We start from the raw sequence: 14,921 nt of genomic DNA on the forward strand, positions 1-14,921 counted from the left end.
GACGTGACCGACGGAGTTCAGCGAGCGAGGGAACTGCTCGACGACGCCGCACGACGGCTCCGTTCCGCCGGGGTGCCGGACGAGGCACTCGGCGAGTACGCGCAGCCGAAGGCGGTGCTCGGCATCCGCCGCGAAGCGACCATGCGGCCGCTCGGTCGCGTGTGGCGCGTCGGTGCCCTGCTCATCGGTTCGTCGCTCGAGTCCGGCGGTCGGGTCTGGGCCACCGGGTCGATCACCCGTGTGACCGATCCAGGCCGAGCGCAGTTCCAGTCGGTCTCCGCCGAGGTCCGCCGGGCCTACCGCGCTGCTGCGGCGAAGGGACACTTCGCGGCCGGCGACACTGTCAACCACGGCGCCACGGCGGTCGCGTTGGACGGAACGCTCGTCGGCTCGACCGGGGTGCTCTTCGTCGAGGACGACGTGCCGCTCGTCCGCTGGTCACCGGCCGCGGGCTCCGCCGTCCCGCTCGCCGACTACCTGGCCGATCGCGTCGGGTTGCTCGTCGAACCGCCCCGGGGCGCGACCGACTGACCCGCTATCGTGAAGGCGTGGACGGACAGCAGCCGCGCGAACGACGCAACCCCTGGTGGGCGGTGCTGCTCGTCTTCATGTTCGGGGGCGTGCTGTCGCTGGTCGCCGGCCGGATGCTGCCCTGGCAGGACCAGGATCGCCAGGACCCCGACTACTGAGGCGGGACAGCGGCCGGAGCAACGAGGTGGTGCTCCAGCCGCTCGGGTTCAGTGCACGCCCCTGGGCGGCGGGTTCACATCGTCGTCGTCTGAGCGGGCGCTGCGCCGGAAGGCTCTGCGCAACCACGTGATCGCGGCACCCACGATGACCGTGACGATGATGCCGAGTGCGATCCCGCCGGTCGACCCGGCCCCGTAGTTCGACCACGGCAGCCCGAGCGCCCACTGCGCCGCGGGGCCGAGCCCGAGCAGCGCGGCGGCTGGGACGACGACGACGAGCAACGACCGGGTGCCGCTCCAGGCCGGGTTGCGGAGCACGAGGATGCCGGCCAACGCCGCGGCCGCCAGGGCGCCGTAGAACCAAGAAGCGCCGGACATGCGCCAGCCGTCGTACGCGAACCAGTCCCGGACCGAACGAACTGTCTGAGCCCATGCGTGCCGATCCGGGCCGCCTCGCCCCGAGACCAGGGGCAACGGCCAACCGATGACAGCGAGGAGCCCCGTGATCGCGCTCCCCACGCCGAGCAGCACCATCCAGAACCGCGGCCCGACGGCGGGCTCGACGTCGAAGTCGGGGATGCTCACGCGGAAGACGCTACCGGGCAGGAGGCGCGATCCGGCCGCACCGGGTGCGTTCAGTCGGACTCGTCGTGCCGGTACGGCCCCGATGCGCCGGCGAAGAAGACGACCTGGGCGCCATCTTCGGCCCCGCCGATGCTGCCGGGAAGGTCATCGTCGCGGTGGCCCTCATCGTCCCCGGGTTGCCCGGGAGCGACGTCGCGGCCACGCTCCCGCATCACGATCCGGTGACGAGCTCCGTGCTCTCCCCCGCGCTCTGTCAGGATGCCGCTCATGGGGGACCACAGAACGACCGCATCGGTGACCGGAGCGCTGCTCGCGCTGATCCTGCTGACGGGCTGCGCCACCGAGAGCGGCCCGGCCTCCGGTGGCCCGTCGACGAGCAGCGCGCAGACCGGCACCACGACCAGAGAGCCGACGGGCGCCGCGGGCACCTACGCCCCATCCGGGGACGGCGCCGGCCCGGGCGCCGACAGCCCATCGCAGTACGGGCTCAACAAGCGGCACCACGACCGCACCGACCTGAGCGCGGAGTCGGCGGCAGCGCTCGACGTCGCACGCGCTCAGGTGGTGCGGGAGGTCGCCGCGGAGCCGACCCCGGTCCTGCAGCCGGCGATCGAGGGGATCCTCGACGGCGTCGGAGCACCGAACCGCTGGATCGTGACGACGCAGACCGGCGAGAAGGTGCTGTTCGAGGCGCAGGTCGAGATGTCCGGGTGCCTGATCGGCGAGGTCCAGCGGGACGGCACGCCCGAGGTCACGACCGCGGGCTGGGTCCTCGACGGCGGATGCCACGCCCTCGACGGGCACTGAGCCCCCGCCAGAACCTACTCTTGTCGGATGCTCTCCCGACGCGACGCCGCCGTTCGACTCGACATCACCCTCGAGATGGCGACCCACCACGGAATCCCCTCGCGTCTCAGCGAAGCCGAACTCGACGCGATCGAACAGGATCCGCCCGCGTGGCTCGTGCAGTCCCGAGCGAACCGCACGGGTGCCAAGAAGGTCTGGGTCCGTCTCGAGTGCGTCGTCTGCGCGTTCGCCGAAGAAGCGCGGCCGAAGAAGTGGTGGCCCGAGTGGGACTACCTGATGTGCGACTACCACGAGCCGTACCAGGCGCCGGAACCGACCGCGGGGCTCACCCGGCGTGAGGTCGAGGGCATCGGCAGCCGATTCATCGCCCTCGTCGACGAACGCCCCTGACTGACAGTTCGACCCAACCCGCTGGGTACGGTCCACCCATGCCCACCGAACGTCGTCGCCTGCTCCTCCCCGGGCAGTACGGACCCCTGTTCGACGACGGTGGCCCAGCCCTCGTCGTCGAGGCACGCGAGTTCTTCACCGCTCGCCCCGTCCACCGGGCGAAGGCCCACCTCTGGTTGAGCGCCCTGCGCCACCGCGCCCACGAACTCGGTGACCGTGCCGAGCACGTCCAGGTCGACACCCTCCGCGAAGCGTTGACCGGCCGCGACGACCTCGAGGCGATCGATCCGCCGTCCCGCACCCTCCGCGCGCAGATCCGGCACTGGGGCCGGGGCACCGTGGTCCTGCCGAGCCGCGGCTTCGTGACCGACGAGGACGAGTTCGTGGAGTGGGCGGCCCAGGGCACGGGTCGGTTCCGCATGGAGGACCACTACGAGCGTGTCCGGCGCCGCGAGGGCTGGCTGCTGCGCGACGGCAAGCCGATCGGCGGGAAGTTCAGCCTCGACGACCAGAACCGCGAGCCGCCGCCGAAGGGCGCGACGACCCTCGGGCTGCCCGAGCCCTGGTGGCCGGAAGAGGACGACATCGACGACCAGGTGCGGCACGATCTGGACCGGTGGGAGCGGGACGGCACCGCCCGATTCGTCGGCCGCGACGACACCCGACGGTTCGCGGTGACGGCGGACGAGGCCCAGCGCGCGCTCGACGACTTCGTCGCGGTGCGCCTCGGCGACTTCGGGCCGTACGAGGACGCCACGTTGACGAACGACTGGACGATGGCGCACTCGCTCCTCAGCGTGCCGATGAACCTCGGGGTGCTCGATCCGCGGCAGGCGATCGACGCCGCCCTCGAAGCGCACCGGACCGAGGCCGCCCCGCTCGCCAGCGTCGAGGGCTTCGTCCGCCAGGTCGCCGGCTGGCGGGACTACGTCTGGCACCTGTACTGGTGGTTCGGCGACGACTACGGCGCGTCCGAGAACGCCCTCGGCGCGCACGGACGGCTGCCCGACTGGTGGCGGGAGCTCGACGCGTCCGAGATCGATGCCGTCTGCGTGCGGACCGCGATCGAGGGCCTGCACGACCACGGCTGGCTGCACCACATCCAGCGCCTCATGGTGCTCGGCAACTGGGCGTTGCAGCGCGGCTACGACCCGGTGCACCTGACCGAGTGGTTCACCGACGTGTTCGTCGACGGCACCGACTGGGTGATGCCCGCGAACATCATCGGCATGTCCCAGCACGCCGACGGCGGGATGGTCGCCACGAAGCCGTACACGTCGGGCGGTCGCTACATCGACCGGATGTCGGACCACTGCGAGGGCTGCCGGTTCGACCCGACGAAGCGGGTCGGCGACGACGCCTGCCCGTTCACTGCCGGGTACTGGGCGTTCCTCGCGCGCACCGAGCCGGCACTCCGTGACAACCACCGGATGGCCCGCCCGCTGCAGCAGATGCGGTCACTGGCGGACCTCGACGAGGTCGTCGCGCAGGAGGCCCGTCGCACCTTGCCGTGACGTCACCCGGTCCCGATAGGGTCGTGAGCGTGAGCAACGAGGCATTCGACGACCGCTACGAGCTGCGCGAGTTCGCGCCCGGGACGGATGACGAGGGGGCACCGAACGCCGAGACCGGATCGTGGATGCAGGCCGTCGGCCTCGGCTTCCACGAAGCCGATCCGGACGCCGAAGGTGCAGCGCGCATGGCGTCCCACTTCATCGCCGACGAGGAGACCTTCCTGGGCGTCTACGTCCGGAAGCCCTTCCCCGGCTCCGTCGACGAGACCTGGCCCGCCGGCACCTTCACGTGGTTCCGCAAGGCGCTGAGCTGGGGCGACGGGTCGTCCGTCGACACGCAGGCCATCTCCGCGGTCACGGTCCGGCCCACCGAGCGTCGCCGCGGCATCCTGCGCCGCATGATGACGCACGCGCTCGAGCGCGGTGTCGCCGAGGGCTACGCCGTGGCGTCCCTGACCGCGTCCGAGGGCACGATCTACCGCCGCTTCGGGTTCGGCAGCGCGATCCGCGAGCGCGCGGTGCGCGTGCGTCGCGAACGCGCACTCCCCCTCCTCGCCCCGACGTCGGGCTCGGTGTCCGTCGTCACGCCGCAGTGGCTCGCCGACGGCCCCGGCAAGGCGGTCTTCGAGCGCTTCCACACCCGCACGCCCGGCTCGATGGTCCGCAACGCGGGCACCTGGCCGGTCGTCTTCGGACTGCTCGGCAACGACGGCCAGAAGGCGAAGGACGTCCGTGCGGCGGTGCACCGTGCCGAGGGCACCGACGAGATCGACGGCTACGTCACCTGGCGCGTCAAGGAAGACGGGTCCTCCGACACCGCGCTCGAGATCGTCGACCTGGTCTACGCGGACGACCAGGCCTACACGGCGCTGTGGGAGTTCGTGCTGTCGATCGACCTGAACGACGTCGTGAAGTACAACCGCTCGCGCCTCGACGACCCGATCGTCGCGGCCCTCGGCGACAACCGTGCGTACGACGTCGACCACGAAGAGGACCACGTCTGGCTGCGCGTCCTCGACGTGGCCGCGGTGCTCGAGTCGCGGCCGTTCGCCGTCGACGGCTCGCTGACACTCGCGGTCACCGATGCGCTCGGCCACACGACCGGCACGTACCGCTTGGACGTCCAGGAGGCCCGTGGCAGCGTCACGCGCATCGCCGACGACGCCGACGTGGCCGGTTCCGACGTCCAGCTCGACGTGGCAGAGCTCGGTGCCCTGCTCATCGGGTCGGTCTCGCCGGTCACCCTGGCGGCCGCCGGCCTGGTCCGTGCTGCGGACACCGCGTCGGTCGAGCTGCTGCGCGCGATGCTCCTGCCCCCGCGGACCCCGCACGGCATCACCTACTTCTGATCCACCGTCACCGGGGCGCCCGGTCCGACCGCTCTGCGGCCGGACCGGGCGCCTTCGGCGTAGCCTCCGCGCCATGAGCGACGACGCGGTGGTCGAGTGGCTGCTCGACTCGGACCCGGCGGTCCGGTGGCAGGTCGAGCGTGATCTGGCCGGTGCACCGCCGTCGGTGTGGCAGCAGACCCGGGCACGGGTCGCGACCGAGGGCGTCGGGGCGGCGATGCTCGCACACCAGGACCCCGACGGGCAGTGGGCCGGCGGCGCGTACTTCCCGGCGGACTTCGACTTCGACGGTCCCGAGGCGGACGAGCCCGGGCAGCCCTACACGGCGACGACCTGGTCGCTGAACGCCCTGCGCGACTGGGGACTCGACGCCGCGGTCCTCGGGGACACGGCCGCCCGGCTCGCGACGAACAGCCGCTGGGAGTACGAGGACCTGCCCTACTGGAGCGGCGAGGTCGACTGCTGCATCAACGCCTTCACCCTGGCGAACGGCGCCTGGCTCGGTGCCGACGTCGGGCAGCTGGCGGAGTGGTTCCTCGACCACCAGCTGGACGACGGCGGCTGGAACTGCGAGTGGATCGAGGGGTCGACGGTGTCGTCGTTCCACTCGACCCTCAACGTGATCGAGGGGCTCCTGCAGCACGAGCAACTGACCAGCGGCACCCACCCCCGCGCGGCGGAACTCCGAGCGGCTCGACTCCGCGGCACCGAGTACCTGCTCGAACGGCGACTGCTGTTCCGGAAGCACGACGGCGAGCTCGTCGGGCCCTGGGCGAGCCGGTTCGCGTACCCGCTGCGGTGGATCTACTCGGCGCTGCGGGTCACCGACCACCTGCGGGCTGCCGCGCTGCAGGACGGCACCGCGCCGGACCCACGTGCCGCCGAGGCGGTCGAGGTCGTCCGAGCCGCCAGGAACGACGACGGGACGTGGACCCAGGGAACGCGGCCACCGGGTCGGCAGTGGTTCGAGGTCGACGTCCCCGAGGGCGAGCCGTCGAAGTGGCTCACGCTGTACGGCACCCGCGTGCTGCGCTGGTGGGACGCCGGCTGAGCTACGCCCGGCGCCGCACCCGCGGGTCGACGAACGCGTAGACCACGTCGACGATCACGTTCGCGGTGACGATCAGCAGCGCCGAGAACAGCGTGAAGCCGACGACGACCTGCAGGTCGAGGGTGTGCACGGCATCGATGAGCAGCGCGCCGAGGCCCTGCATCGAGAACACCTTCTCGGTGATGACCGCACCGCCGAGCAGCGACCCGAGGTCGAGCCCGAACAGCGTCACCACCGGCAGGATCGCGGTACGCAGTCCGTGCCGCACGACGACCTGGCGCTCGCGCAGGCCCTTGGCCCGAGCGGTCCGCACGAAGTCCTGCGACATCGACTCGAGCATCTCGCCACGGGTCAGGCGCGCGTAGATCGCGGCGCTGATGAACGCGAGCACGCACCACGGCAGGATCAGGTGGGTGAACCAGCCGACCGGGTCGTCGGTGAACGCGACGTACCCGCTCGTCGGCAGGATGCCGAGCACGAACCCGAACAGCAGGATGCCGAGCAACCCGATCAGGTACGCCGGCGACGAGACCCCGGCGACCGCGACGGTCATCACGGCCCGGTCGACGAACGTGCCGCGACGGAGCGCCGAGACGGCTCCGCCGAACACCCCGGCGACGAGCCAGAGCACGGCGGCACCGACGGCGATCGACGCGGTGACGGGCAGGCGGGACAGGATCAGGTCGGTGACGCTCTCGTGCAGCTGGAACGAGTACCCGAAGCACGGCGCGGCGCAGGTGATCACGGACGCGCCGCTGCCGAACGTCCGACCGGTGAAGATCCCCGCCAGGTAGGCGCCGAACTGCGCCAGCCAGGGCTTGTCGGTCCCCAGGAACGCCTGCACCTCACGCAGCCGGTCCGGCGTGCACGGTTTGTCGCAGATCGCCCTCGCGGGGTTCGTCGGCAGCAGCATGAACAGTGCGTAGGTGATCGCGGCGACGACGAGCAGCACGACGGCTGCACCGAGGACGCGGATCGCGATGAAGCGGAAGGTGCTCATCGGCGTGCTCCTCTCGGGTCGAGGGCGTCACGCAGGGCGTCGCCGAGCACGTTGAACGCGAGGGTGATGAGGAACAGTGCCACTCCGGGGAACACGAGGTACATGGGGTCGGTCTGCACCCAGCCGACGGCGTCGCCGATGCTGCGGCCCCACGACGGCGTCGGCGGGGTCACGCCGACCGCCAGGAACGACAGCGCGGCCTCGGCTCCGATCATCGACGGGATCGAGATCGTCGCGTAGACGGTGATCGTCGCCGCCAGGTTCGGCAGCAGCTGGGTGCGGATGACGTGCCACCGGCCGGCGCCCATGGCGGTGGAGGCGACGACGTAGTTCCGGCTGACGAGCGACAGTGTCTGGCCGCGGACCACGCGGGCGACGGACGGCCAGCCGAAGAACCCGATGACGAGCACGACCAGGACGGGCTTCGGGAACGACGTTGGCACGATCGCGGTCAGGGCGATCATGAAGACGAGCGACGGGAAGCCGAAGATCACGTCGACCACGCGGGAGAGCACGCGGTCGTACCAGCCGCCGAAGAAGCCGGTGGTGACACCGACGAGCACCCCGATGACGATCGACAGGAAGGTCGCCGCGAGCCCGATGCCGAGCGACGTCCGCGCACCGTACGTCACGATCGCGAACAGGTCGCGACCGGTCAGCGGCTCGACGCCGAACCAGTGTTCGGCGCTGATCCCCCCGCCGAAGCCCTTCGGCGCCCCGAACGAGTTGAGCGCGTCGATGTCGTACCCGTACGGGTCCTGCCCGGTGACGGCACTGATGAGCGGCGCCGCGACGGCGACCACGAGGAACACCACGATGACGACGGCCGAGGTCACGGCCCAGCGGTCCTGCCGGATGCGGCGCACCACGGCGCGGAAGCCGGTGGTGCGTCCGGACGAGGCCACGGGGCGCTCGACGACGTTGGCGGTCACGAGGACACTCCTTCCCAGGCGCGCCAGGCTTCGCGGCGGGCCGCCTGTCGCACGGGATCGGCGACGGGCGCCGCTGCGAGCAGCATGCGCGTGTAGTCCTGCTGCGGGTCGTCGAGCACGGCGTCCGTGGTCCCCCGCTCGACCACGCGACCGTCGTGCAGGACGACGACCTCGTCAGCGAGCTGCCGGACGACGGCGAGGTCGTGGCTGATGAGGAGCATGCCGAACCCGAACTCGTCCTGCAGCTGTGCGAGCAGGTCGAGCACGGCCGCCTGCACGGTCACGTCGAGCGCCGAGGTGGGCTCGTCGGCGATGACGAGCGCCGGACGGAGCGCCAGCGCCCGCGCGACGGCAACGCGCTGGCGCTGCCCGCCGGAGAGCTGGTGCGGGAACCGCTCGGCCCACGACGGGTCGAGCTGCACGGCGGTCAGCAGTTCACGGACGCGTTCCGCACGGTCGGCCGCCGAGGCGGTCCCGTGCACGAGCAACGGCTCGGCGATGCTCCAGCCGATGGTCTGCCGCGGGTTGAGCGACGATGCCGGGTCCTGGAAGACGATGCCGACGCGGCTGCGGAGTTCGCGAAGCCGTCGGCCCCTGGCGGTCCGCAGGTCGCTGCCGTCGACCTCGACCGAGCCCGCGACGACGGGCACCAGGCCCGCCAGCGCTCGTCCGATGGTCGACTTGCCGGACCCGGACTCCCCGACCAGCCCGACGGTCTCGCCGGCCCGCAGGTCAAGGTCGATGCCCGACACGGTCGGTCCGCCGCGGCGCGAGTACCGCACGGCGACGTCGCGCAGCTGCGCGACCGGCATTCGGGAGGCGCGGCTCGCCTCCGCGAGACTCGTTTCGGTCGGACCGAGACCCGCGTTCGACGACACGGCGTGCGTCCCGGGGGCCGCGTCCTGTCGTCCAGGCCGAGTCTCGGGGTCCGCAGCCGGCGTGGCGGACGCGGGACGGGCCTCCAGGCTGGGGACGGCGGCGAGGAGCTCGCGCGTGTAGTCGGCGGACGGGTGCGCGAAGACCTCGGCGACCGTGCCGTGCTCGACGGGGTCGCCGCGGCGCATCACCAGGAGTTCGTCCGCGACGTCCGCCACCACACCCATGTCGTGCGTGATGAGCAGGACGGCCAAGGAGCGCTCGCGACCGAGTCGGCGGAGCAGGTCGAGGATCCCGGCCTGCACCGTGACGTCGAGGGCGGTCGTCGGCTCGTCGGCGATCAGTGCGACCGGGTCCCCGGCCAGGGCCATCGCGATCATGGCGCGCTGCAACTGCCCGCCGGACAGTTCGTGCGGGTAGGCCTTGCGGATGCGCTCGGGGTCGGTGAGGCCTGCGGCACGCAGCAGCTCGTCGACGCGCGCGGAGACCGCTGCACGGTCGAGGTCCGTCGGGTGCGCCCGGATCGCCTCGGCGACCTGCGTGCCGATGGACAGCACCGGCGTGAACGAGTTCATCGGTTCCTGGAACACGACGCCGATGCCGGCGCCGCGAACGGCACGGAGCGTGTCGTCGGAGGCGCCGACGAGCTCCTCGCCACGGAACCGGACGCTGCCGGAGACCCGCGCCTCGGGCGGCAGCAGGCCGAGCACGCTCATGGCGCTGACGGACTTGCCGGAGCCGGACTCCCCCACGAGGGCGAGCACACGACCGGGGGTCAGGGTGAAGGAGACGTCACGGACGACGGGCTCCGCGTCGCCGAACGCGACGTGGAGCCCCTCGACCTCGAGCAGCGGCGAACTCACTTCGCGAGCGAGACCTTGAGGTAGTTCGGGTACGCCGGGAAGTCCGCGATCTGGAAGTTCTGCACGTTCGAACCGGCCAGGAACGACTGCTTCGCGTAGGTCAGCGGGACGATCGGCGCGTCGGCCATGATCTTCTTGTCCGCTTCGACCCACAGCTTCTGCGCGTCCTGCTGGTCGACGGTGGCGCTGGCCTTCTTGATCAGCGCGTCGACCTCGGGGTTGCTGTACTTCGAGACGTTGTAGCCGCCGCCACCGATCTGCGACGAGTCGTAGAGCGGCTGGATGTTGGCGTTCGCGCTCGGGAAGTCCGGCTGCCAGCTGAACAGCGCCAGGTCGAAGTCGGTGCCGTCGGTCGTCGCGGTGTAGAACGAGTCCGCGTCCAGCGGCTTCAGCGTGACGGTGATGCCGGCGCGCTTGAGGCCGGACTGCAGCGCCTGCGCCTGGGCGAGGTAGGTCGGGTCGTTCTGGGTCGCCAGGGTCAGCTTGAGGTCGGACACGCCCGCGTCCTTGAGGAGCTGCTTCGCCTTCGCGACGTCACCGTTCGCGCCGGGCTTGTACAGGTCGTAGTCCTCGCGGCCCGCGATGCCCGGGGTGATCAGGGTCGTGGCGTACGAACCGGCGAGCGCACCGCCCGCAGCGATCCGGTACGACTTCTTGTCGACGGCGTACTGCAGGGCCTGACGGACCTTGAGGTCCTTGAGCGAGCCCTTCTGCGTGTTGATCGCCATGTAGTTGATCGGGCCGGCCTTCGACGTGGCGAGGCGGTCCTGGGCGGCGGGGTTGCTCCGCACCTGGTTCAGCTCGGCTGCGCCCAGGTAGCTCGCACCGAAGGAGTCCTTCGCGTCACCGTTGTCGGCGATCAGCGTCTGTGTGACGGTCGACGGGTCCTGACTCTCCTTGAAGACGACCTTCGACGGGCCGGCGGTGCGGACGTCGTCGGTCTTCGCGCTCCACTCCTTGTTGCGGACGAGGGTGACCTGCGTGCCCTGCGTGTTCGACTGCACCTTGTACGGACCGGATGCGACTGGCTTCAGGTCGTAGGCGCCGGTGTCCGTGCCGTCGCCCTCGGGGACCGGGGTGAACGCGGGCATCGAGGCCAGCCAGGGCCAGTCGCCGTAGGCGTTGTTGAGCTTGAAGACGATGGTCTTGTCGTCCGGGGTCTCGATGCTGTCGAGGGTCTTGCCGTCGAACGGACCCTTGTAGCTGTCGCCGCCGACCAGGAGCGACTTGTGGTAGCTCAGGCCGCCGGTCAGCGTGGGGGCGAACGAGCGCTCGATGCCCCACTTGATGTCCTTCGTGGTGATCGGGGTGCCGTCCTGGAACTTCAGCCCGTCCTTCAGCGTGTACGTCCACGTCTTGCCGCCGTCACTGGACTTCCCGGTGTCCGTCGCGAGGTCCGGCACGACCTTCGCGGTCTTGCCGGGCTCCACGTCCCACGTGGTCAGGCGCCGCGCGACGAGAGCGAGCGACGTGATGCCCAGGCTCTGGCTCGTCGCCGGGTCGAGGTGGAACGCCGTCTGCGGCAGCAGGATGTTGAGCGTGCCGCCCTTGGCCGTGCCGTTCGCCGCGTCGTCCGAGGAGCTGCCGCCCGAGCAGCCGGTCAGGACCAGGGCTGCTGCTGCGGCGACGGCCGCGGTGATCGTCAGGCGGTTCGGGCGTCTCATGACGGTGGAGCTCCTCGTGGGAAGGGTGGTGGCGACCGTGCTGCAGCCGCTGTGGTTGCACGGACCGGGTCGCCGGGCGGCGTCCATCCTGACACCGCGGCGGTCGCCCGTCCGAATCCCGCGTGCGACCGACGTCGCACGACGAAACAATCCAAGTGCCGTGCGACGTCCGTCTATTCCCGATGGATCTGCACCGAGTCCACCCGAGGGGCGTGGGTCAGCGGTCGAACAGGCCCCCGAGGAAGTCGTTGCCGAGGTTCGAGGCCTGCTCGCCGAGGCCCGACGCCTGCTCGCCGAGACCGCCGAGGAGCTGCTCACCCTCGCCCGCGATCCCCTCGAAGCCGCCGCCGAGGTCGGCCCCGAGGTCGGCCAGTCCGAGGTCGCCGATGCCCGAGGCGATGCCGTCGAAGTCGACGCCGAGGTTCGCTGCCTCGGCCAGCACGGGCCCGGCGGCAGCGCTCAGCACCGCTCCCCCGGCGACCGCGACACCGATGCCGCCGAGCGCCATCGCGCCGGCGCCGACCGCGGCCCCGCCGGCGAAGGCGCCACCACGCCCGCGGCCGTTGCCGTTGCCGTTGCTCGAGCCGCCGAGGACGCGGCGGATCAGGCCCGGACGGCGGACCTCGCCGCGGGTCATCGCGCGCGCCATGCCGCCGGCCGAGTCGTCGCGCAGGTGTTCGTGCGGCGGGAGTTCGGAGTTCAGACGGTTGCGCACCTGCTGCCGCTGCGCCGGGGTGAGGCGGGCGAAGGCGTCGTGGTGGACCTGCTCGAGCTGGTCCGGCGACGAGGTGCGGAGCAGGTAGTCGTACTTCGCCAGGGCGACCTTGTCCGAGTCGGCCGGGCCGTGCTGCTGCGGCTGGCCGTACTGCTGCTGGGGCGCCTGCCCGTACTGCTGCTGGCCGTGCTGCTGCTGCTGGCCGTACTGCTGCTGCGGCCGCTGCTGCTGCTGGCCGTACTGCTGCTGCGGCCGCTGCTGGCTCCGGTCATCGCCCGTCAGCCGGTCCGCTGCGCCGCGGACGACGTCACGCCAGTCGGTCCCGCCAGCGCGCTGCGCTCCGTTGCCGGGCGCACCGTCCCCCTGCCCACGCTTCTGGAGCTGCTTGTCGATGACCTTCGAGGCCATACCCAGGATGCGGTTGAAGTTCGCCATCCCCCGACCTTTGTGGATGCACATGTGCGCTCCCAGCGACGAACCGGCGGGTCGCCCGCACATCCGGCGGGAAACCGCTGTGAGCGACGACCGGAATGTCACCGGACAGTTCGTCGTAGGCTTGATCCGGTTGCGCCACAGCCGGAGCGCGATCCGGGCGAAAGTACGAAGCCCGGGACTGCGACAACAGTTCCGGGCTTCGATTCGCCTTCCGAGTGGAAAGCCAAGGGATGCACCAACCATCCCGAGTCCAACGCTCGGAACCGATGGTAGCCGAGCACGCTCGGCGACGCATCCCTCGGTCGAAGCTCCTCGTGTCAGCCGGCGACGACACCAGGAGGTCACCGATGTCGTACGACACCGATGATCGGTCCAGGCGTCGGGTGCCCTGGCTGGGGATCGCGAGCTTGCTCGTGACCGTGGTCAGGCTCCTGATCGACCTGTTCCGCAGGGACTGAGGACCCGGGTGTCCCGCATCGCGCTCAACGGTGCGGGACACCTGTCGTCACGCGAGCAACTGTGCCGCTCGGACGACGAAGTGCCGGCTCCCACTGTGGCGTGGGGACAGTTGCAGCAGGCTGGGGTGCGAGTGCTCCCCAACGTGCTCCGTCCCACCACCGTGTGCGGTTCGAGTCTTGCGGGTCCGGGTACCACCCGGCGATCGGCAGCGTCACTGTGCTCCCCTCCGTTGCCTCCGAGGAGGCTCCGGAACCGGTGTCGTCACGCGCACGCCCCAGTGGTGGCGCCACGCGGCACGCCCCGTCAGGACAGGACGCGCGCCAGGTACGCGTTGCGGAACCGGCCCGTGGGGTCGACGTCGCGCGCGACCGCCGCGAAGTCCGACAGCCGGGGGTACGCCTCGTGCAGACGCTCGACGCTCACGCCGGACACCTTGCCCCAGTGCGGCCGCGGGTCGAAGGGCGCGAGCGCTTCTTCGATCCTCGTCACCGCGGCCGCCACGGCAGCGGCGTCCCGGCGGAACGTGAAGTGGATGCCGACCGACTGCCGACCGGACGACGGCGCGAGCCAGGCGGCGTCGGGCGCGATCGTACGGATCTCGGCGGCGATGAGGATCGGCGCGAACACCGACTCGAGCGGACGGAGGGCCTCGAGCGCGGACACCGCCGACGCTGCCGGGATCAAGTACTCGGCCTGGATCTCGGCACCGGTCGACGGCGTGAACGAGGACCGGAAGTGCGGCAGCCGCTCGGCCCACGGCCCGGGGACGCCGCCCTGCTCGGTGACGCCGGCGGGGTCGTTCTCCCCCGGGTGCACGGGGCCGGTGGCGGGCCGCGCTCCGAGGGCGACGAGGTCGACGGTGGGCGAGGGCTCGTCCGCGCGGTGCTTCACCCAGACTTGCCGGGCACCGCGGTCGTCGAACGAGGTGAACATCGACACCGAGTAGGCGTCGGACATGACCTGGTCGAAGTGGGCGGACACCGCGTCCCACGGCAGGTCGAGGTGCACCGTCGTGGCGACCTGGAACGTCGGCTCGATCGCGAGCTCCACCGTGGTGACGACACCGAGCGCACCGATGGCCACCCGGTGGGCGTCGAGGGCCCCGTCCGGCGAGGACGCATCGACGTGCTCGATCGCCCCGGAAGCGCGGACGACGTCGAGCCCGACCACTGCCTGCGCGAGCGACGGGTTGCGCACGCCGGAGCCGTGCGTGCCCGTGGCGACGGCCCCGGCCGTGGAGATGTGCGGCAGGGACGCGAGGTTCCCGAGTGCCCAGCCACGGGCCTCCAGACCGGCCGCGACCTGACTGTGCGTCATGCCGGCGGCCACGCGGACCACACGACGCGACGTGTCGATGTCGAGCACCGGCGGCAGGTCCTGCAGCGACACCTGCACGGCGTCGGTGTCGGCGATCGTGTTGAAGGAGTGCCGTGAGCCGAGCGCCGTCAGGCGCGGGGTCGACGCGACCAGTTCCTGCAACGCGGCCACCGACGTCGGACGCGCCAGACCGGACGCCCGGTAGGTGACGTTGCCCGCCCAGTTCGTCCGCGTGCGCTGCTCTGCGATCACGTCGCTCATCGTACGGTCCGCGT

Annotated in this window: 16 protein-coding genes; 7 read left to right on the plus strand and 9 right to left on the minus strand. The window is 71.3% G+C overall.

Features of this window, described 5'->3' with window-relative positions:
• The first annotated feature begins 3 nt into the window (after positions 1 to 3).
• Together EDF42_RS12170 and EDF42_RS18990 are read left to right on the plus strand one after the other, a co-directional pair.
• Positions 4 to 531, plus strand: a complete 528-nt coding sequence (locus EDF42_RS12170; protein WP_148053786.1) for a hypothetical protein — start codon at positions 4 to 6, stop codon at positions 529 to 531.
• 17 nt (positions 532 to 548) lie between these two features.
• Positions 549 to 689: a hypothetical protein gene (locus tag EDF42_RS18990; RefSeq protein WP_165901085.1), complete on the plus strand. Its 141-nt coding sequence runs from the start codon at positions 549 to 551 to the stop codon at positions 687 to 689.
• Positions 690 to 737: 48 nt separating this feature from the next.
• On the opposite strand, the gene EDF42_RS12175 is transcribed toward EDF42_RS18990, so the two are convergent.
• Both EDF42_RS12175 and EDF42_RS12180 read right to left on the minus strand, forming a co-directional pair.
• Positions 738 to 1,274 carry a hypothetical protein gene (locus EDF42_RS12175; RefSeq protein ID WP_123338718.1) on the minus strand — a complete coding sequence of 179 codons (537 nt, stop codon included), beginning with the start codon at positions 1,272 to 1,274 and terminating at the stop codon, positions 738 to 740.
• A 50-nt stretch (positions 1,275 to 1,324) separates the two neighbouring features.
• Positions 1,325 to 1,543 (minus strand): hypothetical protein, encoded by a 219-nt coding sequence (locus EDF42_RS12180; RefSeq protein ID WP_123338717.1) that lies wholly within the window; start codon positions 1,541 to 1,543, stop codon positions 1,325 to 1,327.
• Between EDF42_RS12180 and EDF42_RS12185 the strand changes: the two genes are divergently transcribed.
• The 5 genes from EDF42_RS12185 (at position 1,542) to EDF42_RS12205 (ending at position 6,385) form a co-directional block, all read left to right on the plus strand.
• Positions 1,542 to 2,081, plus strand: coding sequence for a hypothetical protein (locus tag EDF42_RS12185; protein ID WP_148053785.1), 540 nt, complete (start codon positions 1,542 to 1,544; stop codon positions 2,079 to 2,081). The genes EDF42_RS12180 and EDF42_RS12185 overlap by 2 nt on opposite strands.
• A gap of 27 nt (positions 2,082 to 2,108) precedes the next feature.
• Positions 2,109 to 2,471 carry a hypothetical protein gene (locus EDF42_RS12190; RefSeq protein WP_123291944.1) on the plus strand — a complete coding sequence of 121 codons (363 nt, stop codon included), beginning with the start codon at positions 2,109 to 2,111 and terminating at the stop codon, positions 2,469 to 2,471.
• Positions 2,472 to 2,509: 38 nt separating this feature from the next.
• Positions 2,510 to 3,985, plus strand: a complete 1,476-nt coding sequence (locus EDF42_RS12195) for a cryptochrome/photolyase family protein (RefSeq protein ID WP_123338715.1) — start codon at positions 2,510 to 2,512, stop codon at positions 3,983 to 3,985.
• A 29-nt stretch (positions 3,986 to 4,014) separates the two neighbouring features.
• Entirely contained in the window at positions 4,015 to 5,334 is a 1,320-nt protein-coding gene (locus EDF42_RS12200; protein WP_148067769.1) for a GNAT family N-acetyltransferase, read from the plus strand.
• Between the two features lie 73 nt (positions 5,335 to 5,407).
• A complete protein-coding gene (locus tag EDF42_RS12205) occupies positions 5,408 to 6,385 on the plus strand; it encodes a squalene cyclase (protein WP_123672463.1) in 978 nt (325 codons plus the stop codon).
• Between the two features lies 1 nt (position 6,386).
• Here EDF42_RS12205 and EDF42_RS12210 read toward each other — a convergent pair whose 3' ends face one another.
• The 7 genes from EDF42_RS12210 to EDF42_RS12240 all read right to left on the minus strand — a co-directional run bounded on the left by EDF42_RS12210 (position 6,387) and on the right by EDF42_RS12240 (position 14,898).
• On the minus strand, positions 6,387 to 7,385 hold the full coding sequence (locus tag EDF42_RS12210) for an ABC transporter permease (RefSeq protein ID WP_123672464.1): 999 nt from the start codon (positions 7,383 to 7,385) through the stop codon (positions 6,387 to 6,389).
• On the minus strand, positions 7,382 to 8,317 hold the full coding sequence (locus EDF42_RS12215; protein ID WP_123291939.1) for an ABC transporter permease: 936 nt from the start codon (positions 8,315 to 8,317) through the stop codon (positions 7,382 to 7,384). Before EDF42_RS12215 ends, EDF42_RS12210 begins: the two co-directional genes overlap by 4 nt.
• Positions 8,314 to 10,056 carry an ABC transporter ATP-binding protein gene (locus EDF42_RS12220; RefSeq protein ID WP_123672465.1) on the minus strand — a complete coding sequence of 581 codons (1,743 nt, stop codon included), beginning with the start codon at positions 10,054 to 10,056 and terminating at the stop codon, positions 8,314 to 8,316. The genes EDF42_RS12215 and EDF42_RS12220 overlap by 4 nt, the downstream gene beginning before the upstream one ends.
• A complete protein-coding gene (locus EDF42_RS12225) occupies positions 10,053 to 11,720 on the minus strand; it encodes an ABC transporter substrate-binding protein (protein ID WP_185040924.1) in 1,668 nt (555 codons plus the stop codon). Before EDF42_RS12225 ends, EDF42_RS12220 begins: the two co-directional genes overlap by 4 nt.
• Before the next feature lie 217 nt (positions 11,721 to 11,937).
• Positions 11,938 to 12,870 carry a cation-transporting ATPase gene (locus tag EDF42_RS12230; protein WP_123672467.1) on the minus strand — a complete coding sequence of 311 codons (933 nt, stop codon included), beginning with the start codon at positions 12,868 to 12,870 and terminating at the stop codon, positions 11,938 to 11,940.
• Positions 12,871 to 13,352: 482 nt separating this feature from the next.
• Positions 13,353 to 13,619: a DUF2510 domain-containing protein gene (locus EDF42_RS12235; protein WP_311316766.1), complete on the minus strand. Its 267-nt coding sequence runs from the start codon at positions 13,617 to 13,619 to the stop codon at positions 13,353 to 13,355.
• 13 nt (positions 13,620 to 13,632) lie between these two features.
• Positions 13,633 to 14,898, minus strand: coding sequence for a D-arabinono-1,4-lactone oxidase (locus EDF42_RS12240; RefSeq protein WP_311316783.1), 1,266 nt, complete (start codon positions 14,896 to 14,898; stop codon positions 13,633 to 13,635).
• Positions 14,899 to 14,921 lie beyond the last annotated feature (23 nt).

It is taken from the genome of Curtobacterium sp. PhB172 (genome assembly GCF_003752545.1).
In the GTDB taxonomy this organism is placed as follows: domain Bacteria; phylum Actinomycetota; class Actinomycetes; order Actinomycetales; family Microbacteriaceae; genus Curtobacterium.